We start from the raw sequence: 20956 nt of genomic DNA, 5'->3' as shown, positions 1-20956 counted from the left end.
CTCAGCGCGACGCTGCCGATGCGCCTGCCGGCGCCGACGCGCCGTGCTGCCGGTTGCGGCCGCGCTCGCGCCCGCTGGCCGCCGAGGCGCCCGCGGCCGGAGCCTGGATGACCTCGGCCTTGCCGCCGTCGCGCAGCCGGTCGGCACCGTCGATGACGACCTGGTCGCCCGGCTTCAGCTCGCCCTGCACCGCCGTCGCCTCGCCGTCGGTCGCCAGCAGCTGCACCTTGCGCAGCGCGACGGTGCCGTCGGCCACCAGGTAGACGAAGGTGCCCGGCGCGCCGCGCTGCACCGCCGCGGTGGGCACGACCAGCACGTCCTTCAGCGTGTCCAGCTGCAGGCGCACGTTGACGAACTGGTTGGAGAAGAGGTTGCCGTCCTTGTTGTCGAACAAGGCCTTGACCTTGATCGTGCCGGTGGTCGCGTCGATGGCGTTGTCGGTGCTGTCCACGCGGCCCTCGGCCAGCTTGTTGCGGTGCTCGCGGTCCCAGGCCTGCACGGCCAGCGGCTGCTGCGCGGCCAGCTGCTGACGGATGCGCGGCAGGCGCGCGTCCGGCACGGCGAAGACGACGGCCGCCGGCTGGGTCTGCGCGATGCTGAGCAGGCCGTTGGCGTCGCTCGGCGTCACGGTGTTGCCGAGGTCGGCCTGTTTCAGGCCCGCCTGGCCGGCGATGGGCGCGGTGACGCGCGTGTACGACAGCTGCAGCCTGGCGTTATCCAGCGCCGCCTGGTCGGACAGCAGCGTCGCCTCCAGCTGCCGCACCAGCGCCTGCTGGGTGTCGAGCTGCTGGCGCGGCGCCGCCTCTTTCGCGACGAGGTCGCGGTAGCGGGCCAGGTCGGCGCGCGCGTTCTCCAGCTGCGCCTGGTCGCGTGCCAGCGCCGCCTGGGCCTGGTCGCGCGCGATCTCGAAAGGCCGCGGGTCGATGAGCGCCAGCAGCTGCCCCGCCTTCACCGGCTGGCCTTCCTTGAAATAGAGGGCCTTCAACTCGCCGCTGACCTTGGCCCGCACGACGGCGGTGTTGGCCGCGGCGATGCTGCCGATGGCGTCGATGGCGACGGCCAGGTCGCGCCGCTGCACGCTGGCCACCGAGACCGGCTGCGGCCCCGTGCGGCCGAAGCGCCCACCACTGCTGCTGCCACCGCGGCCGGCGCCCGAGGCTGCCGATGCCGCGCTCGCAGGTCCGTCCGCGCCGCTGGCCTCGCGGCCCTTCCACCACCAGCCCGCCAGCGCGAGGGCGGCGATGGCGACGGCGATCAACACCCATGCCCGGGCTGCACCGGCCGACCTGCTGCGTTTGGCATGCTTGTTCTGCATTCGGTCCACTCCTGATTGCCGGCGAGTTTCCCGACCGAATGTAGCTAGAGCGTTTCTGGACGCCAAAGCTAGGATGCCGGGCATGATCAAGCTGATGGTGGGCCTGGGCAACCCGGGCGCCGAATACGAAGACACCCGCCACAACGCCGGCTTCTGGTGGATAGACGGCCTGGCCCGCGGCCTCAAGGTGAGCCTGGCACCCGACAAGGCCTATCACGGCCTGGTGGCCCGCGTGAACCACGCGCCCGGTGCCGCCGGTCCGATCTGGCTGCTGCAGCCCATGACCTACATGAACCTCTCCGGCAAGTCGGTCGCGGCGCTGGCGCGCTTCTTCAAGATCGCGCCGGACGAGATCCTCGCCATCCACGACGAACTGGACCTGCCGCCCGGCGAGATGAAGTTCAAGAAAGGCGGCGGCGACGGCGGCCACAACGGCCTGCGGGACATGCGCGCCCAGCTCGGCAGCGGCGACTTCTGGCGGCTGCGACTGGGCATAGGCCACCCCGGCCACAAGGACGAGGTGGCCGGCTACGTGCTGCGCAAGCCGCCGCTTGCCGAGCGCCAGGCGGTGGAGGACTGCATCGAGAAAAGTTACGCCGCCGTTGAGCTGATGCTGCGCGGCGACATGGACAAGGCGCTGGCCAAGATTCACGCCAAGCCGCCGCGCCCCAAGCCCCCCAAACCGCAGCCGCCGGTAGACACTCCGGCGTCATGAAGCCCCTGCTGCTGACCCTCGCCCTGGCCGCGGCCTTGCCCGCTTTCGCACAAACCCAGGTGCACCGCGCCCAGGTCTACCGCTGCGGCCCCGACGGCCGCGACCTGCGCGACTCGCCCTGTCCCGGCGGCGCGCAACCGGCCAGCGTGGACTTCGACCAACCCAGCACCGCCGACAGCCGCGCCGCGCGCGACCGCCACCTGGCCGACGCCAAGCAGGCGGCCGCACTCGCCGCCGCCCGCCGCGCCAGCGAGGCCGAGGCCCGCCGCCAGAAGGCTTCGCACATCGGCCTGCAGGCGGCGGCACCCGCCCAGGCGGCCAGCAGCCCGCAGGTCACCTACCTGAAGCCGCCCAAGACGGCCAAGCCCAAGCGGCCTTCCGGCACCGGCAGCAGCGCCGGCCGATAGAATCAGCGCCGTTGGTGCTCGCGCCCGCCTTCATGGCGGCTGCAGTTCAACGGGAATCAGGAGGGGGAGCCGCACCGCAGCGAACCTAACCTGAGCTGTCCCCGCAACGGTAAGTGGACGAGGCCCCGCCTCGATGTTCGACCGAGAAGCCACTGGCGCGCAGGCGCTGGGAAGGCGTCGAACACCATCAGTCCACCAGCCCGGATACCGGCCAACGACGGGGCCGCTGCGCGCACGCGCCAGCGGCCGTTTTTCAGCCTTGCTGCGGGGGTCAGCACGGCTGGGTGATCGTTCGTCTGCTCTCATGCCCCAAGCTTTCCCCGCGACCCATCGGTCGCTGCTCGCCTTGTCCACGCTGGCCCTGGCCATGTCCGCCCACGCCCAGAACAAGCTCGACACCGTCGTCACCACGGCCACGCGCTCGCCTCAGAAACTGTCCGAAGTGCTGGCCGACCTGACCGTCATCACCCGTGCCGACATCGAACGCCAGGCCGCCGCGAGCCTCGCGGACCTGCTGCGCAACAACGGCTGCGCGGAGATGGTGCGCAACGGCGGCGCGGCCGGGACGACGTCGTTGTTCCTGCGCGGCGCCGATACCCGTCACACGCTGGTGCTGATCGACGGCGTCAAGGTCGACTCCCAAGCCACTGGCGGTGCCAGCTGGCAGGGGCTGCCGCTGTCGCAGATCGAGCGCGTCGAGGTGCTGAAAGGCCCGGCCAGCGCCATTTACGGCTCCGATGCCGTGGGCGGCGTGGTGCAGATCTTCACGCGCAAGGGCAGCGGCCGCACCAGCGCCGACCTGGGTGTGTCGGCAGGCAACCTGGGCACCTACAAGGCCGACGCCGGCCTCTTCGGCACCGTGGGCATCTTCGACTACGCGCTGACCGGCGCCTTCGAGGGCACCGACGGTTTCAACGCAACGACGCCCGAGTCGACCTTCAGCTACATCCCCGACCGCGACGGCCACCGCAAGCGCCAGGCCATGCTGCGGGTGGGCGCACAGTTCAGCGCCACGCAGCGCGCCGAGGCGCTGGTCATGCGCAGCCACACCCATGGCCAGTACGACGGCAGCAGGTCGCGGCCACTGATTGACGACATCAGCAAGCAGGACGCCGACGCCGCACGCCTGGCCTGGACGGCACAGTGGACGCCCGACCTGCAGACGCAGCTGAGCTTCGGCGAATCGCGCGACCGCTACGAGACCACGCCCTCGCCCTACCTGACCGAGACGCGCGTCCGCAACGTCGCGCTGACCGGCTTCTACAAGATCACCACCGGCCATCAGCTGAACTTCACGGCGGAGCGCATCGAGGACAAGCTGGACAACAGTGACGTCACCGCCTTCCGCACACGTGAGCGAGACAGCGCAGGCCTGGGCTACCTGCTGTCGCTGGGCCGCTTCGACATGCAGGCCCACGCACGCCACGACCGCGACAGCCAGTTCGGCGACGTGGACACCGGCACGCTGCTGGCGGGCTTCGAGGTCGCTCCGGGCCTGCGAGTGGTGGGGTCGGTCGGCAACGCGTTCCGTGCACCCACCATCTATCAGCAGGCCTCGCCCTACGGGCCCCTGAGCCTGCCCGGCACGAAGCCGCTGGACGCCGAGCGCGGTCGCAACGTCGAGGCTGGGCTGAAGTGGGCGAGTGGTGATCACGAGTTCAGCGCCACGGCCTACCGCAACCGCATCAGCAACCTCATCAACTTTGGCGAGGCCGGCGCCTGCCGCCCGGACAGCTTCGGTTGCTACCGCAACGTGGCCAAGGCGCGACTGCAGGGCCTCAGCCTGGCCGCTGCCACCCACATCGCGAGCGTCAACCTGCGCGGCACGCTGGACTTGCAAAAGCCCACCAACGAGGCTGACGGCAAGCTGCTGGCGCGCCGTGCCAAGCGCCTGGGCACGATCAACGCCGACTGGGCGCTGGCCAACTGGACGCTCGGTGCGGCCGTGCAGGCCTCGGGCGCTCGGTTCGACAACGCGACCAACACACGCAAGCTCGGCGGCTACGCGCTGCTGAACCTGAACGCACAGGTCGCGGTCAGCCGCGAAGTGAAGCTGCAGTTCAATGTCGACAACGTGTTCAACCGCGAGTACCACACGGCCTACGGCTATGCCTCCGCGCCGATGACGGCGCTGGTCTCGCTGCGCTGGACGCCGCAGCTGTAGGGACCGCGATGAGCGCACACGACCTCATCGTCGGCGGCCAGCGCAGCGGCAAGTCGCGCCGCGCTGAAGCCCTGGCCCTGCGCTGGCAGGCCGGCGGCGGCCGCGTCGCGGTCATCGCCACCGCGCTGGCCGCCGACGACGAGATGCGGGCGCGCATCGCCCACCACCGCGCCGCCCGGCCGGTGGGCTTCGAGACGGTCGAGGCGCCCCTGGCGCTGTGCGCGGCCTTGCAGCAGGCGGATGACGCAGGCACGCTCGTCGTCGTGGACTGCCTGACGCTGTGGCTGACGAACTGGTTGATGCCCATGGGCACCGCACCCGACGCTGCCGGCTGGGCCACCGAGCGCGCCGCGCTGCTGGGCCTGCTGCCGCGCCTGGCCTCGCCGGTCGTCTTCGTTTCCAACGAGGTCGGCTGGGGCGTGTCGCCCCTGGGCCGCGAGGTGCGCGGCTTCGTCGATGAACTGGGCCGGCTCAACCAGGACGTCGCGCGCCTGTGCGGGCAGCTCACACTGATGGTCGCGGGCCAGGCCTGGACCCGCCCCGTCGAGGACGCTTGCGATGCTTGAACGCCTGTTTGCCCTGTTGCTGCTGGCCCTCGCGCTGCCCGCCGGCGCGGTCGAGATCAAGGACGACCTGGGCCACGTCACCCAGGTGCCGGCACCGCCGCAGCGCGTCGTCAGCCTGCTGCCGTCGCTGACCGAGACCGTCTGCGAGCTGGGCGCCTGCGGCCGCCTCGTCGGCGTGGACCGCTACTCCAACTTCCCCGCGCAGGTGAACGCGCTGCCCAAGCTCGGCGGCATGGACGACACCAACGTCGAGCTGATCGCGGCGCTGAAGCCCGACGTGGTGCTGGTGGCCGTGTCATCGCGGGTGGCCGAGCGGCTGCGCGCGCTGGGCATGAAGGTCATCGCGCTGGAGCCGCGCTCCTACAAGGACGTGCAGCGGGTGCTGGGCACCATCGGCCAGGTGCTGGGCGTGGCGGATGCGCAGCGCGTCTGGCGCCGCATCGAGGCCGGCGTGGCCGCCGCGGCCGGCAGCGTGCCGCCGCATGCGCGCGGCGTGCGCGTGTACTACGAGGTCGCGAGCGGCCTGTACGCCGCGGGCACCGTGTCCTTCATGGGCGAGACGCTCACCAGGCTGGGTGCCGGCAACATCATCCCGCCCGAGCTGGGCCCCTTCCCCAAGATCAACGCGGAGTTCGTCGTGAAGGCCAACCCGGCGCTGATCATGATCGGCCAGCGCGGCTCCGAGGGCCTCGGCGCACGCCCCGGCTGGGACCGCATCGAAGCCATCCAGCGCGGCCGCGTCTGCGTGTTCAAGGCCGAGGACGGCGACATCCTGTCGCGCCCCGGTCCGCGGATGGCCGAGGCCGCGCAGATCATGGCCAAGTGCCTGCGCGAGAAGACCGCGCCGTGATGAACGTCCGTCCCGGTCTGCTGCTCACGCTGCTGCTCGTCATCGGCGGGCTTGGCGTGCTGGCCGGCGTGCTCATCGGCAGCACCGGCTGGGCGGACCTGCAGGACGACGGCATGGCCGTCATCCTGTGGGAGATCCGCCTGCCGCGGTCGCTCGGCGCGTGGTGCGCCGGCGCGCTGCTGGGCATGGCCGGCGCGATGGCGCAGGGGCTGTTCCGCAACCCGCTGGCCGACCCCTACCTGCTGGGCAGCGCCTCGGGCGCCGGCCTGGCCGTCGCCGTCGCACTGGCTCTGACCGGCGTCTCGCCGCAGACCTCGTCGCTGCTCGCCCACGTCGGCCTGACCGGCATCGCCTTCGTCGGCACGCTGGTGGGCGTGGGCCTGACGCTGGTGCTCGCGCGCGGCGTGGAGCAGACGCTGCGGCTGCTGCTGGCGGGCGTCGTCGTCGGCGTGGTGCTGAACGCGCTGACCGGCCTGGCCACGCTGTGGGCGCCAGACATCCTGCGCGCGATGCAGGCCTTCCTGCTGGGCAACACCGGGCTGCTGGGCTGGAGCAGCGTCGCCGTGATGGCCGCCAGCGGCGCGGCGGCCCTCCTCATCGGCCTGGTCGCCAGCCCGGCACTGGACGCATTGACGCTGGGCGAAGCGACCGCCGCATCGCTGGGCGTGCGCATGGGGCTGGTGCGGCTGCTGCTGATCTTCGCCTTCGCGCTGGCCACCGGCGCCGCCGTCGCGCAGACCGGCATCGTGGCCTTCGTCGGGCTGGTGGCGCCGCACCTCGTGCGCGTGCTGTGCCCGATGCTGCACGGCCGGCTGATCCTGCTGTCGGCCGCTGCGGGCGGCGCGCTGCTGCTGGCGGCGGACGTGCTGGCGCGCGGCCTCATCCGGCCGCAGGAACTGCCGGTGGGGCTGGTCACGGCGCTGCTGGGCGGCGTGTATCTGCTGGTGCTGATGCATCGCCGAGGAGCCCCCAAGCGATGAGTGCCTTGCATGCCCGCATCGACCGCGTGCGCATCGATGGCCGTGACCTGATCCACGGCATCGACCTCGACATCCCGCAGGCCCGCTGGACGGCCATCGTCGGCCCCAACGGCGCCGGCAAATCGACGCTGCTGCGTGCCATCGCCGGTCTGCAGCGCTGCGACGGTAGCGTGCAGTTGGCCGGCAGGCCGCTGGCCGACTGGCCCAGCCGCGAACGCGCCCGCCACCTCGCGTGGATGGGCCAGCAGGAAACCGGCGCCGACGACCTGACGGCGCAGGACGTCGTGCAGCTGGGCCGCCTGCCGCACCGGCCCTGGCTGGCCGCGCCCACCGCGGCCGACCATGCCGCCGTGCAGGCCGCCATGCAGGCCACGCAGAGCTGGGCCTGGCGCGAGCGGCGGCTCGGGTCGCTGTCGGGCGGCGAGCGCCAGCGCGTGCTGCTGGCGCGGGCCCTAGCGGTGGAGGCACCGCTGACTCTGATGGATGAGCCCCTTGCCCACCTGGACCCGCCCCACCAGGCCGAATGGATGGCCCTGGTGCGGGCCCGCGTGGCCGCCGGCCGCAGCGTCGTCAGCGTGCTGCACGAGCTGCACCTGGCGCTGCAGGCCGACCACCTCGTGCTGATGGCCGACGGCCGCATCGTGCACGCCGGCTCGCCCGCGGACGCCGCCACGCACGAGGCGCTCAAGCGCGTCTTCGGCCCCAGCCTGCACATCGCACAGATCGAAGGGCGCTGGGTCGCCCTGCCTTTATGAGTCGTTGCCCCGCCCTTTTCATCAGCGCCCCGTCCTCCGGCTCGGGCAAGACCAGCATCACCGCCGCCATCGCACGCAGCCATGCGCGCCGCGGCCGGCGCGTGCGCGTCTTCAAGACCGGGCCGGACTTCCTCGACCCCAGCATCCTGGAGCGCGCCAGCGCCGCGCCGGTCTACCAGCTCGACCTCTTCATGGGCGGCTTCGCGCATTGCCAGTCGCTGCTCGCGCAGGCGGCGGCCGAGGCCGATCTCATCCTCGTCGAGGGCGTCATGGGCCTGTTCGACGGCAACCCGAGCAGCGCCGACCTGGCCGCCGCCTTCGGCCTGCCGGTCGTCTGCGTCATCGACGCCTCGGCCATGGCACAGACGTTTGCCGCGCTGGCCACCGGCTTGCAGCGCTTTCGCCCCGAGCTGCACCACTGCGGCGTCATCGCCAACCGCATCGGCAGCGCAGCCCACGGGCGCATGCTCGGCGAAGGCCTGCCGGACGACCTGCCGCTGATCGCCGCGCTGCCGCGCGAGCCCCGGCTGATCCTGCCCGAGCGCCATCTGGGCCTGGTGCAGGCGCTGGAGCAGCCGGGGTTGGATGCGCAGCTCGACGCCTGGGCCGACGCCTGGGAGGCCGGCCTGCGGCCGGGCCTGGCCTTCAAGCCCATGGACTTCGCGGCCGAGGCCGACGCGCCGCCGAAACCGCTGCTGCAAGGCCGCCGCATCGCCATCGCGCGCGACGCGGCGTTCGGCTTCATCTACGCGGCCAACCTGGACCTGCTGCGCGCCCTGGGCGTCGAGCTGGCCTTCTTCTCGCCGCTGCGCCACGAGGCCCTGCCCGCCTGCGACGCGCTGTGGCTGCCCGGCGGCTACCCCGAGCTGCATGCCGACGCGCTGGGCGCCCACCCCACGCTGGCCACCGCCATGGCCGCCCACCTGGCGCAAGGCAAGCCCCTGCTGGCCGAATGCGGCGGCATGCTGGCGCTGCTCGACGAGCTGACCGACGCGGCGGGCGAGGCGCACCGCATGGCCGGCGTGATGCCCGGCCGCGCGCATGTGCAGCACCGCCTCGCGGCGCTGGGCCTGCAGGCCATCGCCTGGCCCGAGGGCCCGCTGCGCGGCCACAGCTATCACTACTCGACGCTGGACACGCCGCTCGCACCGATCGCCCAGGCCAGCAACCCCAACGGCGGCAAGACGGCCGAGATGCTCTACCAGCACGGCTCGCTGCGCGCGAGCTACGTGCACCACTACTTCCCGTCCAACCCCGAGGCGGTCGCCGCCTTCTTCAAGGGCTGAAAACATGGAAATCGAAACCCCGCCGCTGGACCACAAGCGCCTGGAGCAGCCCGCCGAACGCCGCGGCCTCGTGCTGGTGCACACCGGCGACGGCAAGGGCAAGAGCACGGCGGCCTTCGGGCTCGCGCTGCGCGCGCATGGGCGCGGCAAGCCGGTGCTGATCTACCAGTTCATGAAGGTGCCCAGCGCCCGCTTCGGCGAGCACCGCGTCTTCGAGCAGCTCGGCGTGCCCATCGTCGGGCTGGGCGACGGCTTCTCGTGGAAGAGCAAGGACCTCGATCACTCCGCTCAGTTGGCGCGTGAGGGCTGGGCGCGGGCCGAGGCCAGCATCCGCGCGGGTGAGCACTTCCTGGTGGTGCTGGACGAGATCATGTACCCGCTGCGCTACGGCTGGCTGCCGCTGGACGGCGTGCTGGCCTGCCTGCGCGAGCGGCCGCCGCACGTGCACGTGGTGCTGACGGGGCGCGGCGCGCCGGCCGAGCTGATCGAGCTGGCGGACACGGTGACGGAGATGACGCTGGTGAAGCACCACTACAAGGCCGGGGTGCCGGCGCAACGGGGCATCGAGGATTGATCGCTGGCGGTGTGAGCGCCCTCCGTCGCTGCGGCTTTGCGCCAACTCCCGGCACCACTCTGGCCGCTAAGCAGGAGTAGCCAAGATGCTCATGCCCTCGCTACTGCCGCTAGCCATGCTCCTAGCACTGCTCATCGACCGCGCATTCGGCGAACCGCCCACCTGGGCGCACCCTGTCGTCGGCATGGGCCGCTACCTCGGCCTCTTCCAACTGACGCGGCTGCCCCCACCCGTTGCCTTCACCGCCGGCGCCCTCGCCTGGCTGACCGGTGCCGCGGCCACCGCATTCATCGCTCTCTGGCTGGAAGGCTGGCTGTTGCTCGCCCTACAGCCCTGGCACTCGCCACCCTGGCGGCTGCTCGCCACCGCCCTGCTGATCGGCCTGCTCCTCAAGCCCCTGCTCGCCTGGCGCATGCTCGCCGACGAAGCCATGGCCGTCGAAACCGCGCTCGAAGAATCCCTGCCCGCCGGCCGCCAACGCCTGTCCCGCCTCGTCAGCCGCGACACCTCGGCGCTGACGGACACCGAAGTCCGCGAAGCCGCCATCGAGACGCTGGCCGAGAACCTCAACGACTCCGTCATCGCCCCCCTGTTCTGGTTCGCCATCCTGGGCCTGCCCGGCGCGGCCCTCTACCGCTTCGCGAACACCGCGGATGCCATGTGGGGCTACCGGGACGAACGCGAGTGGTGCGGCAAATGGGCGGCGCGGGCAGACGACCTGCTGTCATGGCTGCCGGCGCGACTGACCGCGCTGGTGCTGATGCCGCCGGCGGTGCCGACGCTGCTGCGCGAAGCGCGCCGCACGCCGTCACCCAACAGCGGCTGGCCGATGGCCGCGATGGCGCTGCGCTTGAACGTGAAGCTGTCCAAGCCCGGCGTCTACACGCTGAACGCGACCGGTGGCCCGGCGCAGGCCGGTCACCTGCACGCCGCGCGTGCCGTCGCAAGCCAGGCCGTCGTCACGGGCGCCGTGCTGATCGCCGCGCTGGCCTGGGCGCTGCGAGCATGAAGGCAGCGCCGCTGCAACCCGAGCATGGCGGCCCCGACGGTGGGCCGGTGCCGATGCACGACTTCTCGACCAATGCCAGCCCGCTCGGCCCGCCACCCGCGCTGTGGCAGGCCGTGTCGAACGCCGACCGCCGCAGCTACCCCGACCCGCAGTACCGCGCGCTGCGCCGCCGCCTCGGCGGCGACAGCGACGCAGAACTCGTGCTGCCCACGGCCGGCGGCGCCGAGGGCATACGCCGCATGACGCTGGCCGCGATGCGCGCCGGCCACCATGAGGTGTGGGTGCCGCAGCCGGGCTTTGGTGACTACGCCGTCGCCGCCCAGGCGCTGGGCCTGGCCGCGAAGCCCTATGCCGAGCCCGCCGACATCCAGCCCACCGCACCGGCGCTGGTCTGGATCTGCGAGCCTTGCAACCCGACGGGCGCGAGCGCCGCGGCCTGGCCGGCGCTGGACGGCCATCTCGTCGTCGTCGACCGCGCCTACGAGCCGCTGCGCCTGCTGGGCCAAGCCCCGCCACTGCCGCCCCAGGCCTGGCAGCTCGTCTGCCCCAACAAGGCGCTGGGCCTGACCGGCGTGCGCGCGGGCTATCTCATCGCGCCCGCGGCCGACGCGGCCTGGGCGCATGCGCGGTTGCTGGCGCCCAGCTGGGTGCTGTCGGCCGAGGGCGTGGCCTTGCTGACGCATTGGCTGGACGACGACACCCAGGCCTGGCTGGCCGCTGCACGCGCCCGGCTGCGCGAATGGACCGCCGCGCAGCGCGCGCTGCTGGCCGACCGCCAATGGCAGCAGTTGCCGAGTTGCACCAACTTCTGGCTGGCCCGCCCGCCGCGGCCCGGCACGGCGCCGCGGCTGCGTGAGCGCGGCATCCAGGTGCGCGACGCCGCCTCGTTCGGCCTGCCCGGCTGGGTGCGTGTGTCGGCCCAGCCGCCGGCCGCCCAGCAGGCGTTGCGGCAGGCCTTGATCGATATCGAAGGAGAGAACTCATGAGCGCAGCATCGGGCCATCCCAAGCAAGCTCGCGCCCGCTTGGCGGAACGGGCCGCAGGCCGAAGGGTGCGCCCATGAGCCACCGAGGCAAGGCCGTCATGGTGCTGGGCACCACCAGCGGCGCCGGCAAAAGCTGGCTGGCTACCGCGCTGTGCCGCTGGTACGCGCGCCAGGGGCTCAAGGTCGCGCCCTTCAAGGCGCAGAACATGAGCAACAACGCGCGCGTCGTGCCCGGGCTGGCCGATCGCATGGGCGAGATCGGCAGCGCCCAGTACTTCCAGGCCCTGGCCGCGCGCCGCGTGCCCGAGGTGCGCATGAACCCGGTGCTGCTCAAGCCCGAGGCCGACACGCACAGCCAGGTCGTCATGCTGGGCGAGGTCGACACGACGCTGTCCGACCTGCCATGGCGCGAACGCAGCGCCCGCCTGTGGCCGCGTGCCGAGGCCGCGCTGCACGAGCTGATGGCCGAGAACGACGTGGTGGTCATCGAGGGCGCGGGCTCGCCGGCCGAGATCAACCTCGCGGCCAGCGACTACGTCAACCTCGGCACCGCGCGCGCCTCCCGCGCCGCCTGCCTGCTGGTGACCGACATCGACCGCGGCGGCGCCTTCGCGCATCTGTACGGCACGCACCAGCTGATGCCCGCCGACGTGCGCGCGCAGATCCGGGGTTTCGTGCTGAACCGCTTCCGCGGCGATGCCGGCCTGCTGTCGCCCGGCCCCGAGCAGCTGCAGCTGCTCACCGACGTGCCCACCATCGCCACGCTGCCGATGTGGCACGGCCACGGCCTGCCGGAGGAGGACGGCGTGTTCGACGACCGCAGCACCGGCGCCGGCCTGCACATCGCCATCGTCGCCTACCCGCGCATCTCCAACCTCGACGAGTTCCAGCCGCTGCGCCAGCTGCCCGGCGTGCGCCTGTCCTGGGCGCGCGAGCCGCAAGACCTGACCGGCGCGGACTGGATCATCCTGCCCGGCAGCAAGTCCACCGCGGCCGACCTGGCCTGGCTGCGCGCGCAGAAGCTGGATGCCGCCATCAACGCGCATGCCGGCCCGGTGCTGGGCATCTGCGGCGGCCTGCAGATGCTGGGCGAAGCGCTCATCGACACGGTGGGCGTGGACGGCAACGCGCCGGGCCTGGGGCTGCTGCCGCTGGTGACGGTGTTCGAGGCGCAGAAGCTGCTGCTCGACACCGCCGTCGCCTTCGACCCGCTGACCGGCCCCTGGGCGCCGCTGAGCCTGGTGCAGGCGCGCGGCTACGAGATCCGCCACGGCCGCACGCGCGCCCACCCGGCGTTCGAGGCGCCCCGCGTGGCGCTGCGCAATGCCGCCGGCGAGGCCATCGGCTGGCAGGCGGGCCAGGTGCTGGGCGTCTACGCCCATGGCCTGTTCGAACAACCGGCCGTGCTGCAGGCGCTGTTCGGCCAGGCGGCCCGGCCGCTGGACGCCGTCTTCGACGGCCTGGCCGATTTCATCGACCTGCACTTCCAGCCGGGCAAGATTGCCAGCCTGATCGACTGAACCCCGAGACCCTCGCCATGCGCCGCCTGTTCGCCCTTGCGCTGACCGCCCTGCCCCTGCTTGCCCACGCCTGGGGCGCGGACGGCCACCGGACCGTCGCGACGATCGCCGCCGGCCTCATCCAGGGCAGCCCGACCGAGGCCCGCGTCGCCGCATTGCTGGGCGGCATCCCGCTGCCGCTGGCGGCCGTCTGGGCGGACTGCGTGAAGGGCATCGCGCCGAGCCAGGGCTACACCTATCCCACGCCCGGCAAGTACACGGCCTGCGCGCCGCTGGAGACGCCGGCGCGCATCGCCGAGATGGCCGACTACGTGCGCCGCAACGACCGGCAATGCGTGCTGGGCGCCGGCGAGGACAGCTGCCACAAGCAGACGCACTACACCGACGCGGCGGTGCAGCGCAGCCGCTACCTGCTGGGCTTCACCGGCACGCGCAGCGACGACGTGGTTGGCGCTTCGCGCGCGGCCATCCTCATGCTGCAGGGCCGGCCTTCACCCGGCCAGCCCAACTTCAAGAACGCGCGCGAGGCCTTGCTCGTGCTGGTGCACCTGGCGGGCGACATCCACCAGCCCCTGCATGTCGGCAGCATCTACCTCGACGACCGCGGCCGGCGCGTCGACCCGGACAAGCAGGGCCCGGACCGCGCCAGCTTCACCGTGGGCGGCAACAGCATCGAGCTGAGCCCCGCCGCGCCGGCGGGGCCGAAGAACCTGCATGCGTTCTGGGACGACGTGCCCGACGAACTCGAGCCGCGGCAAGTCGACGCGGCCTGGCTGGCCGAGGCACGCCGTGTCGGCTCTCTGCCGGGCGACCCCGCCGACTGGCCCGCCCGCTGGGCCACGCAGTCGCTGGCGCAGGCCGGCATGGCCTTCGACGGCCTTGCCTTCTCGGCCCGTCTCGAGGGGCGCTGGCACGTGACCCTGCCCGGCGGCTATGCCGCGAAGTCGCAGGCCATCAAGCGCCAGCAGCTGACGCTGGCCGGCGCTAGGCTGGCCCAGGTGCTGAAGGCGCTGTTTCCGCGCTAGCCGCCGCGGCGGTCAGGCGCTGGTACTTCTGCATCAGCGCCTCGCGGCTTTCGATGTGGGCCGGGTTGATCGGGATGCAGGCGACGGGGCAGAGCATCACGCATTGCGGCTCGTCGAAGTGGCCCACGCATTCGGTGCACTTGTCCGGCGCGATCTGGTAGAACTCCTCGCCCATCGAGATCGCGTTGTTCGGGCAGGCGGGCTCGCAGACGTCGCAGTTGATGCACTCATCAGTAATCATCAGCGCCATGGGTCAGCCCTCCTTGAACTTGTCGTTCAAGCGCGCCAGCACCCCCGGCGACACGAACTCCGCCACCTCGCCGCCCAGCGTCGCGATCTCGCGCACGAAGGTGCTGGACGTGTACTGGTGGTGCTCGCCGGGCGTCAGGAAGATGGTCTCGACCTCGGGCATGAGCTTGCGGTTCATGCCGGCCATCTGGAACTCATACTCGAAGTCGCCGCCGGTGCGCAGGCCGCGCACGACGACGCGGCCGGCGTGGGCACGCACGAAATCGCGCAGCAGCCCGTCGAAGGCGATGACCTCGACATTGCCCAACGGCGCTGCCGCCGCCTGCACCATCGCCAGGCGCTCGTCCAGCGCAAACAGCGTCTTCTTGTGATGGCCGACGGCGACGGCCACCACCAGGCGCTCGAACATGCCGGCCGCGCGGCGCATCAGGTCTTCGTGGCCCAGCGTGATGGGGTCGAAGGTGCCCGGATAGACGGCTGTGATGGTGGTGCGCGAAGTCATGCGCCCCGATTGTCCTCGCGACGCAGCAATTGGTAGTGCACGGCCCCGGCACGGCCCTGGCGCCAGGCAATGAATCCGGCCGGCGGCGGGATCTCGGCGGGAGACTCGACGTAGATCAGCCCGCCGTCGGTCAGCAGCGGCACGGCGGCCGCCAGCGCGCGGTCGAACAGGTCGTCGGCGAACGGCGGGTCGAGGAAGATCAGGTCGAAGCGGTCCGTGCAGGCCGTCATCCAGTTCAGCACATTGGCCCGGTGGACGGTGATGGCCGTGGCCTGCAGCCGCTTCTGGCTGGCCCGCAGCCCGTCCACCAACGCCGCCTCGCGCTCGATCATCACCACGGCCTCCGCCCCGCGCGACGCCGCCTCGAAGCCCAGTGCGCCGCTGCCCGCGAAGGCATCCAGCACGCGCCAGCCGGTCAGCGTCTGGCCCAGCCAGTTGAAGAGGGTCTCGCGGATGCGGTCGGACGTCGGGCGCAGCCCAGGCAGGTCGAGCACGGGCAGCTTGGAGCGCTTCCACTGGCCGCCGATGATGCGGATTTCACCCGGGCCCCTCGCCGCCGGCGTACCGGTGCCGCTTCCCCGAGGGGATGCGGGCCGGCCTGGGGCGGCCCGGCGCTCGTCCCGCGCGCCCTTGCTCACTGCCGCACCGGGATGCCGCGCGCCGCCATCAGCGCCTTGGCCTCGCCCACGGTGTGCTGGCCGAAGTGGAAGATGCTGGCGGCCAGCACCGCGTCGGCGCCGCCTTTCGTGATGCCGTCGGCCAGGTCGTCGAGCGAGCCGACGCCGCCGGAGGCGATGACGGGCACGGGCACGGCGTCGGACACGGCGCGGGTCAATTCGAGGTCGAAGCCACTCTTGGTGCCATCGCGGTCCATGCTGGTCAGCAGGATCTCGCCGGCGCCGAACTCGGCCATCTGCTTCGCCCATTCGACGGCATCCAGGCACACGTTCTTGCGGCCGCCATGCGTGTAGACGTCCCAGCCAGAGCCATCGGCACGCCGCTTGGCGTCGATGGCGACGACGATGCACTGGGCGCCGTACTTGTCACTCGCGGCGCGTATCAGCTCGGGGTCCGCCACGGCCGCGGAGTTGAAGCTGACCTTGTCGGCACCGGCGTTCAGCAGCCGCCGCACATCGGCCACCGCCCGCACGCCGCCACCCACCGTCAGCGGGATGAAGACCTGGGATGCGACGGCTTCGATGATGTGCAGGATGAGGTCGCGGCCGTCGCTGGTGGCGGTGATGTCGAGGAAGGTCAGCTCGTCGGCGCCCTGCTCGTTGTAGCGGGCGGCGATGTCCACCGGGTCGCCCGCGTCACGCAGGCCCACGAAGTTGACGCCCTTGACCACGCGGCCGGCGGTGACGTCGAGGCAGGGAATGATGCGTTTGGCGAGCATGGCGGGGATACGGAAAAGGAAGCCGAATTATTCCTTCGATGGTTAGGGGCTTCGCAGCCGGGGCCAAGCGTTGCCCAATCGCAGCTGCACAACCCACCCCACGGAGACGACGATGAGACTGCCTTCCCATGCCCTGCTCGCCACGGTCCTGGCAATGAGCGCCACCGCCGTGTCGGCGCATTCCACGACATTCACCGGCACTTTCGCCGCGGAAGCCCTGGGCGCCACCGGCTCCGGCACGCTGTCGCTGGAGTACGACGACGACGGGCATACGCTGCTCATCAACGCCACCTGGGCCGGCCTGTCGGGCACCACCAGCAACGCGCACATCCACTGCTGCACCGCGGCGCCCAACACCGGCACCGCGGGCGTGGCGCTCGCGCAGGGCGGCATCCTGCCGGACTTTCCGCTGGGTGTGTCGTCGGGCAGCTACATGAAGGTCATCGACCTGACCCAGACCAACCAGTACAGCGCCACCTTCCTGGCGAACAGCGGTGGCACGGCGGCCGGAGCGGAAGCGCGGCTCATCAGCAACCTGACCTCGGGCAACGCCTACTTCAACATCCACACGACGACCTTTGGCGCCGGCGAGATCCGCAGCTTCGTCACCGCCGTGCCGGAGCCCGAGAGCTATGCGCTGATGCTGGCCGGCCTGGGCCTGCTGGCGCTGCGGCGCCGGAGCTGAGTTCTTCCGGGTCGAGCGCCGGGCCGCTCCCAAGCCGGCCCATCTGCCGATGTGCTTGCCGGTCAATCCGGCAAGCATCGGCGTCCCTTCGGGGGACCGGCCAAGGTACCCCTTGGGCGAGGGGCGGCGTCTCAGCCCGCCGCCGCCAGCAGCGCGTCCGCGCGGGCCTGGGCGGCGGCAAAGTCCAGCGCGCCGGTGTAGATCGACCGGCCGCAGATGACGCCCTCGACGCCTTCGCTCTCGACCACGCACAGACGCTCGATGTCGGCGATGTCGGACAGGCCGCCCGAGGCGATGACGGGAATCGTCAGCGCCTGGGCCAGCTTGACGGTGGCTTCGATGTTGATGCCGGTCAGCATGCCGTCGCGGCCGATGTCGGTGTAGATGACGCCTTCGACGCCGTAATCCTCGAACTTCTTGGCCAGGTCGATGACCTCGTGGCCGGTCAGCTTGCTCCAGCCGTCGGTCGCGACCTTGCCGTCCTTGGCATCCAGGCCCACGATGATGTGGCCGCCGAAGGCGGTGCAGGCGTCCTTCAGGAAACCCGGGCTCTTGACCGCGGCCGTGCCGATGATGACGTAGCTGAGGCCGTCGTCCAGGTAGCGCTCGATGGTATCGAGGTCACGGATGCCGCCGCCGAGCTGGATGGGGATCTCGTCGCCCACCTCCTTGATGATGGCCTTGATGGCCGGCTCGTTGACCGGCTTGCCCGCGAAGGCGCCGTTCAAGTCCACCAGGTGCAGGCGCCGCGCGCCGGCATCGAGCCAGCGCCGCGCCATCGCGGCGGGGTCCTCGCCGAAGGTGGTGGAGTCGTTCATGTCGCCTTGCTTGAGGCGGACACAGCGACCGTCTTTCAGGTCGATGGCGGGGATCAGCAGCATGGCTGGGGGCTGGAGAGCTGAGGGAGGAAGGGGGCGGGAGGGCGCGAGAAGGTGCGGGCCGGCGGGCACCGGTCAGGGTTTCCAGTGAAGGAAATTGCGATAGAGCGCAAGGCCCAGCGCGGCACTTTTCTCGGGGTGGAATTGGGTCGCAAAAATGTTATCCCGGGCCACCGCACAGGTAAAGCGAGCGCCGTAATCGGTTTCGCCGGCGCTGTGCCGCGGGTCGGTCGTCGTGGCGTAGAAGCTGTGCACGAAGTAGAACCAGCTCTCGTCGGGGATGCCATCCCACACTGCATGGGGCTGGGCCTGGCGCACGCGGTTCCAGCCCATCTGGGGCACCTTGAAGCGGCTGCCGTCCTCCTGCAGCCGGCCTTCGAGGCGGAAGCGCTGCACGCGCCCTGGGATGAGCCCGAGGCCGGGCGTGTCCTGCTCCTCGCTGTGGTCCAGCAGCATCTGCATGCCGACGCAGACACCCAGCAGCGGCTTGGTGGCCGCCGCTTCGAGGACGGCTTCCTTCACGCCCGAATCGGCCAGCTCGCGCATGCAGTCGCGCATGGCGCCCTGGCCTGGCAGCACGACCCGCTCCGCAGCACGCACCACATTGGGGTCGCAGGTGATGGCCACGGCGAAACCCTGGCCTTCCGCAGCATGAATGACGGCCTGCGACACCGAGCGCAGGTTGCCCATGCCGTAGTCGACGACGGCGACGGTTCGGGTCACAGCGAGCCCTTGGTCGAAGGGATCACACCCGCCGAGCGCGGATCAAGCGTCGTCGCCATGCGCAGCGCGCGGCCGAAGGCCTTGAACATCGTCTCGGCCTGGTGGTGGGCGTTGTGGCCCTTCAGGTTGTCGATGTGCACGGTGGCCAGCGCATGGTTGACGAAGCCCTGGAAGAACTCGAAGGTCAGCTGCGTGTCGAAGGCACCGATGCTGCCGGCCGTGAACTTGACGTCCATGTGCAGGCCCGGGCGGCCCGACAGGTCGATGACGACGCGCGACAGCGCCTCGTCCAGCGGCACGTAGCTGTGGCCGTAGCGCGTCAGGCCGGCCTTGTCGCCCACGGCCTTGGCGACCGCCAGGCCCAGCGTGATGCCAACGTCCTCGACAGTGTGGTGGCCGTCGATGTGCAGGTCGCCCTCGCAGTGCACGTCCAGGTCGATCATGCCGTGGCGGGCGATCTGGTCGAGCATGTGGTCGAAGAAGCCGATGCCCGTCTGCAGCTTGGATTGGCCCGTGCCGTCCAGGTTGATGCGCACGGTGATACGCGTCTCGCGGGTGTTGCGGGTGACTTCGGCCGTTCGTGCCGATGAAGGGTGGGCTAGTTCAGACATGCTTCGAGCGCTTGGAGCAGCACGGTGTTTTCGTCGGGCGTCCCGACGGTAAGGCGAACACAGTTCGCGAGCAGCGGATGCATGGCCGAGACGTTCTTGATCAGCACGCCGTTCGCCTTGAGCGCTGCGAAGGTGGCGGCGGCGTCCTGCACCCTGGCGAGGATCATATTGCCCTGGCTGGGCCACGGACTGATGCCGGGCATGGCCTGCAGCGCGCTGAAGACCCGCTCGCGCTGCTGGCGCAGCTCGGCGGCCTGGGCGGCGTAGACGTCGGCATGCTCCAGCGCGAACAGTGCGGCTTCGGCGTTCAGCACGCTGATGTTGTAGGGCGGGCGGAGCTTCTCGATCTGGTCGACCAGCTCGGGCGCACCCAGCAGGTAGCCGATGCGCACGCCGGCCAGGCCGAACTTGCTCATCGTCCGCATGACCAGCACATTGGGCTGGCGGGCCATCAGCGCGAGGCTGTCCGCGCTGGCGAACGGCTGGTAGGCCTCGTCCATGACGACGAGGCCGGGCGCGGCCCGGGCGATGCGCTCGATGACGGCGGCGTCCCACAGCGTGCCGGTCGGGTTGTTCGGATAGGCCAGGTAGACCAGCGCGGGCTGGTGTTGGGCTATGGCGGCCAGCATGGCGGCTTCGTCGAGCTGGAAGTCGTCCGCCCGCAGCGGCACGCCGATGAATTCCAGCCGCTGCTGGCGGGCCAGGGCCTCGTACATGACGAAGCCGGGCAGCGGCGCCAGCACGCTGGCGCCGGGCCTGGCGATGGCGATGGTCAGCAGGCCGATCAGCTCGTCCGAACCATTGCCCAGCGTGACGCCCACGTCGTCGCCCACGCCGGCATGCCGCGCCAGCGCGCGGGCCAGTTCTGCAGTGCGCTCGGCCGGGTAGCGGTTCAGCGCCAGCGCACCCAGGCGTTCGCCCAGCGCCTGCTGCAGCTCGGGCGGCAGCCGGTAGGGGTTCTCCATCGCGTCCAGCTTGACCGCGCCGGCGCTGGGCTGCACGACATAGGCATGGGCTGCGCGCACGTCGGGGCGTATTTGAACGAGAGCTTGGGCGAGGGCTTGGGCGAGCGGTTCGGTCATGGGGCGGTCACGAGAGGGTTGAGCACCTGCACGCTGTCGAAGACGGCGTCATGCGGCAGGGCCAGGCTGAGCAGGCGGGTGCAGCCCTGCGCCTTGGCGCTGGCGACGACCAGCGCGTCGGCGAACGGCAGGCCGAAGCGGCTTTCCAGCGACCAGGCGGATTCGACCGTGGCCTGGTCCGTGGCCCAGGGGCGCCAGTGCTGGTAGCGGCGCACCTCGGCGCGCACGTCGCCCTGCGGCATGGGCGGGTTCACGCGCTGCGTGGCCAGCAGGTAGAAGTCGTTCAACACCTGCACCGACAGGCGGCCGGTGCGGGCGGACCACAGCTCGCGCAGCCAGGCCAGCACCTGCTCGCGCTCGGCCGGGCGGGCACCGTCCTCGCTGAAGAGCAGCACGGAGGTGTCGACGAAGACGGGGGCGCTCACAAGACGCCTCGCCCGGGATACGGCTGGCCGTCTGACGACCACGTCCGTTCGCGGTGCAACCAGTCCTGCAGCGCGCGCTCGTAGACATCGTCGTGCTGCATCTTCTCGGCCAGCAGTTCACCCAGCAGGCGGGACACGCTGGTGTTGCGACGCGCGGCCTCCAGCCGGGCCCATTCGGCCACGCCGTCGTCCATGGACACGGTGACGTTCTTCATGGCCCGGAGATTACACGAAGTTCGTGTTGCACGAACTTC

General features: G+C 71.2%; 25 protein-coding genes and 1 riboswitch. Of the genes, 14 read left to right on the top strand and 11 right to left on the bottom strand.

What is annotated here, in order from left to right; translation table 11 throughout:
- Position 1: 1 nt before the first annotated feature.
- Positions 2-1315 (bottom strand): MdtA/MuxA family multidrug efflux RND transporter periplasmic adaptor subunit, encoded by a 1314-nt coding sequence (locus ASD35_RS10245; protein ID WP_056874829.1) that lies wholly within the window; start codon positions 1313-1315, stop codon positions 2-4.
- A gap of 82 nt (positions 1316-1397) precedes the next feature.
- Here ASD35_RS10245 and pth point away from each other — a divergent pair, with 82 nt between their 5' ends.
- The 13 genes from pth (at position 1398) to ASD35_RS10180 (ending at position 14151) form a co-directional block, all read left to right on the top strand.
- Complete coding sequence (gene pth / locus ASD35_RS10240) at positions 1398-2030, top strand: aminoacyl-tRNA hydrolase (protein WP_056874986.1); 633 nt, start codon at positions 1398-1400, stop codon at positions 2028-2030.
- Positions 2027-2437 (top strand): hypothetical protein, encoded by a 411-nt coding sequence (locus ASD35_RS10235; protein WP_056874828.1) that lies wholly within the window; start codon positions 2027-2029, stop codon positions 2435-2437. Before pth ends, ASD35_RS10235 begins: the two co-directional genes overlap by 4 nt.
- Positions 2433-2668: riboswitch (cobalamin riboswitch) on the top strand. It overlaps the preceding gene by 5 nt.
- A 73-nt stretch (positions 2669-2741) precedes the next feature.
- Entirely contained in the window at positions 2742-4601 is a 1860-nt protein-coding gene (locus ASD35_RS10230) for a TonB-dependent receptor domain-containing protein (protein ID WP_082580071.1), read from the top strand.
- 8 nt (positions 4602-4609) lie between these two features.
- The gene (gene cobU / locus ASD35_RS10225) at positions 4610-5167 is read left to right on the top strand and encodes a bifunctional adenosylcobinamide kinase/adenosylcobinamide-phosphate guanylyltransferase (RefSeq protein WP_082580070.1); all 558 of its coding nucleotides are present in this window, start codon (positions 4610-4612) and stop codon (positions 5165-5167) included.
- Positions 5160-6017 (top strand): ABC transporter substrate-binding protein, encoded by an 858-nt coding sequence (locus tag ASD35_RS10220; protein WP_056874825.1) that lies wholly within the window; start codon positions 5160-5162, stop codon positions 6015-6017. Before cobU ends, ASD35_RS10220 begins: the two co-directional genes overlap by 8 nt.
- The gene (locus ASD35_RS10215; RefSeq protein WP_056874824.1) at positions 6017-6997 is read left to right on the top strand and encodes an iron ABC transporter permease; all 981 of its coding nucleotides are present in this window, start codon (positions 6017-6019) and stop codon (positions 6995-6997) included. The genes ASD35_RS10220 and ASD35_RS10215 overlap by 1 nt, the downstream gene beginning before the upstream one ends.
- Entirely contained in the window at positions 6994-7752 is a 759-nt protein-coding gene (locus tag ASD35_RS10210) for an ABC transporter ATP-binding protein (RefSeq protein ID WP_056874823.1), read from the top strand. The genes ASD35_RS10215 and ASD35_RS10210 overlap by 4 nt, the downstream gene beginning before the upstream one ends.
- Positions 7749-9038 carry a cobyrinate a,c-diamide synthase gene (locus ASD35_RS10205; RefSeq protein WP_056874822.1) on the top strand — a complete coding sequence of 430 codons (1290 nt, stop codon included), beginning with the start codon at positions 7749-7751 and terminating at the stop codon, positions 9036-9038. Before ASD35_RS10210 ends, ASD35_RS10205 begins: the two co-directional genes overlap by 4 nt.
- A gap of 4 nt (positions 9039-9042) precedes the next feature.
- On the top strand, positions 9043-9612 hold the full coding sequence (cobO, locus tag ASD35_RS10200) for a cob(I)yrinic acid a,c-diamide adenosyltransferase (RefSeq protein ID WP_056874821.1): 570 nt from the start codon (positions 9043-9045) through the stop codon (positions 9610-9612).
- 115 nt (positions 9613-9727) lie between these two features.
- Positions 9728-10621, top strand: coding sequence for an adenosylcobinamide-phosphate synthase CbiB (gene cbiB / locus ASD35_RS10195; protein WP_082580069.1), 894 nt, complete (start codon positions 9728-9730; stop codon positions 10619-10621).
- Positions 10618-11607, top strand: coding sequence for an aminotransferase class I/II-fold pyridoxal phosphate-dependent enzyme (locus ASD35_RS10190; RefSeq protein ID WP_056874820.1), 990 nt, complete (start codon positions 10618-10620; stop codon positions 11605-11607). Before cbiB ends, ASD35_RS10190 begins: the two co-directional genes overlap by 4 nt.
- A 73-nt stretch (positions 11608-11680) precedes the next feature.
- Positions 11681-13126: a cobyric acid synthase gene (locus ASD35_RS10185; protein ID WP_056874819.1), complete on the top strand. Its 1446-nt coding sequence runs from the start codon at positions 11681-11683 to the stop codon at positions 13124-13126.
- Between the two features lie 17 nt (positions 13127-13143).
- Positions 13144-14151: a S1/P1 nuclease gene (locus ASD35_RS10180; RefSeq protein WP_056874818.1), complete on the top strand. Its 1008-nt coding sequence runs from the start codon at positions 13144-13146 to the stop codon at positions 14149-14151.
- On the opposite strand, the gene ASD35_RS10175 is transcribed toward ASD35_RS10180, so the two are convergent.
- From ASD35_RS10175 to hisF, 4 genes are read right to left on the bottom strand one after another with little or no spacing between them, the layout of a single operon-like run.
- Positions 14111-14401 carry a YfhL family 4Fe-4S dicluster ferredoxin gene (locus ASD35_RS10175; protein ID WP_056874817.1) on the bottom strand — a complete coding sequence of 97 codons (291 nt, stop codon included), beginning with the start codon at positions 14399-14401 and terminating at the stop codon, positions 14111-14113. The genes ASD35_RS10180 and ASD35_RS10175 overlap by 41 nt on opposite strands.
- A 3-nt stretch (positions 14402-14404) precedes the next feature.
- Complete coding sequence (coaD, locus tag ASD35_RS10170) at positions 14405-14902, bottom strand: pantetheine-phosphate adenylyltransferase (protein ID WP_056874816.1); 498 nt, start codon at positions 14900-14902, stop codon at positions 14405-14407.
- Positions 14899-15540 (bottom strand): 16S rRNA (guanine(966)-N(2))-methyltransferase RsmD, encoded by a 642-nt coding sequence (rsmD, locus tag ASD35_RS26555; protein ID WP_157275483.1) that lies wholly within the window; start codon positions 15538-15540, stop codon positions 14899-14901. Before rsmD ends, coaD begins: the two co-directional genes overlap by 4 nt.
- Positions 15537-16298, bottom strand: coding sequence for an imidazole glycerol phosphate synthase subunit HisF (gene hisF, locus ASD35_RS27115; RefSeq protein ID WP_056874815.1), 762 nt, complete (start codon positions 16296-16298; stop codon positions 15537-15539). The genes rsmD and hisF overlap by 4 nt, the downstream gene beginning before the upstream one ends.
- 112 nt (positions 16299-16410) lie before the next feature.
- On the opposite strand from hisF, the gene ASD35_RS10155 reads away from it, so the two are divergent.
- Positions 16411-16983: a CHRD domain-containing protein gene (locus ASD35_RS10155; protein WP_082580082.1), complete on the top strand. Its 573-nt coding sequence runs from the start codon at positions 16411-16413 to the stop codon at positions 16981-16983.
- A 131-nt stretch (positions 16984-17114) separates the two neighbouring features.
- Here ASD35_RS10155 and hisA read toward each other — a convergent pair whose 3' ends face one another.
- From hisA to ASD35_RS10125, 6 genes are all read right to left on the bottom strand, one after another.
- Positions 17115-17864, bottom strand: a complete 750-nt coding sequence (gene hisA, locus ASD35_RS10150; RefSeq protein ID WP_056874813.1) for a 1-(5-phosphoribosyl)-5-[(5-phosphoribosylamino)methylideneamino]imidazole-4-carboxamide isomerase — start codon at positions 17862-17864, stop codon at positions 17115-17117.
- A 72-nt stretch (positions 17865-17936) separates the two neighbouring features.
- Positions 17937-18584 carry an imidazole glycerol phosphate synthase subunit HisH gene (gene hisH / locus ASD35_RS10145; RefSeq protein ID WP_082580068.1) on the bottom strand — a complete coding sequence of 216 codons (648 nt, stop codon included), beginning with the start codon at positions 18582-18584 and terminating at the stop codon, positions 17937-17939.
- Positions 18581-19195: an imidazoleglycerol-phosphate dehydratase HisB gene (hisB, locus tag ASD35_RS10140; protein WP_056874812.1), complete on the bottom strand. Its 615-nt coding sequence runs from the start codon at positions 19193-19195 to the stop codon at positions 18581-18583. The genes hisH and hisB overlap by 4 nt, the downstream gene beginning before the upstream one ends.
- On the bottom strand, positions 19183-20277 hold the full coding sequence (hisC, locus tag ASD35_RS10135) for a histidinol-phosphate transaminase (RefSeq protein ID WP_056874811.1): 1095 nt from the start codon (positions 20275-20277) through the stop codon (positions 19183-19185). Before hisC ends, hisB begins: the two co-directional genes overlap by 13 nt.
- A complete protein-coding gene (locus ASD35_RS10130; RefSeq protein ID WP_056874810.1) occupies positions 20274-20702 on the bottom strand; it encodes a PIN domain-containing protein in 429 nt (142 codons plus the stop codon). The genes hisC and ASD35_RS10130 overlap by 4 nt, the downstream gene beginning before the upstream one ends.
- Positions 20699-20917: a hypothetical protein gene (locus ASD35_RS10125; protein WP_056874809.1), complete on the bottom strand. Its 219-nt coding sequence runs from the start codon at positions 20915-20917 to the stop codon at positions 20699-20701. The genes ASD35_RS10130 and ASD35_RS10125 overlap by 4 nt, the downstream gene beginning before the upstream one ends.
- Positions 20918-20956: the final 39 nt, after the last annotated feature.

The sequence above is a fragment of the Pelomonas sp. Root1444 genome, assembly GCF_001426885.1.
Lineage (GTDB): Bacteria > Pseudomonadota > Gammaproteobacteria > Burkholderiales > Burkholderiaceae_C > Pelomonas.
The sequence above is the reverse complement of the archived record's forward strand: the minus strand, read 5'-3'. Positions and strand labels throughout refer to the sequence as shown.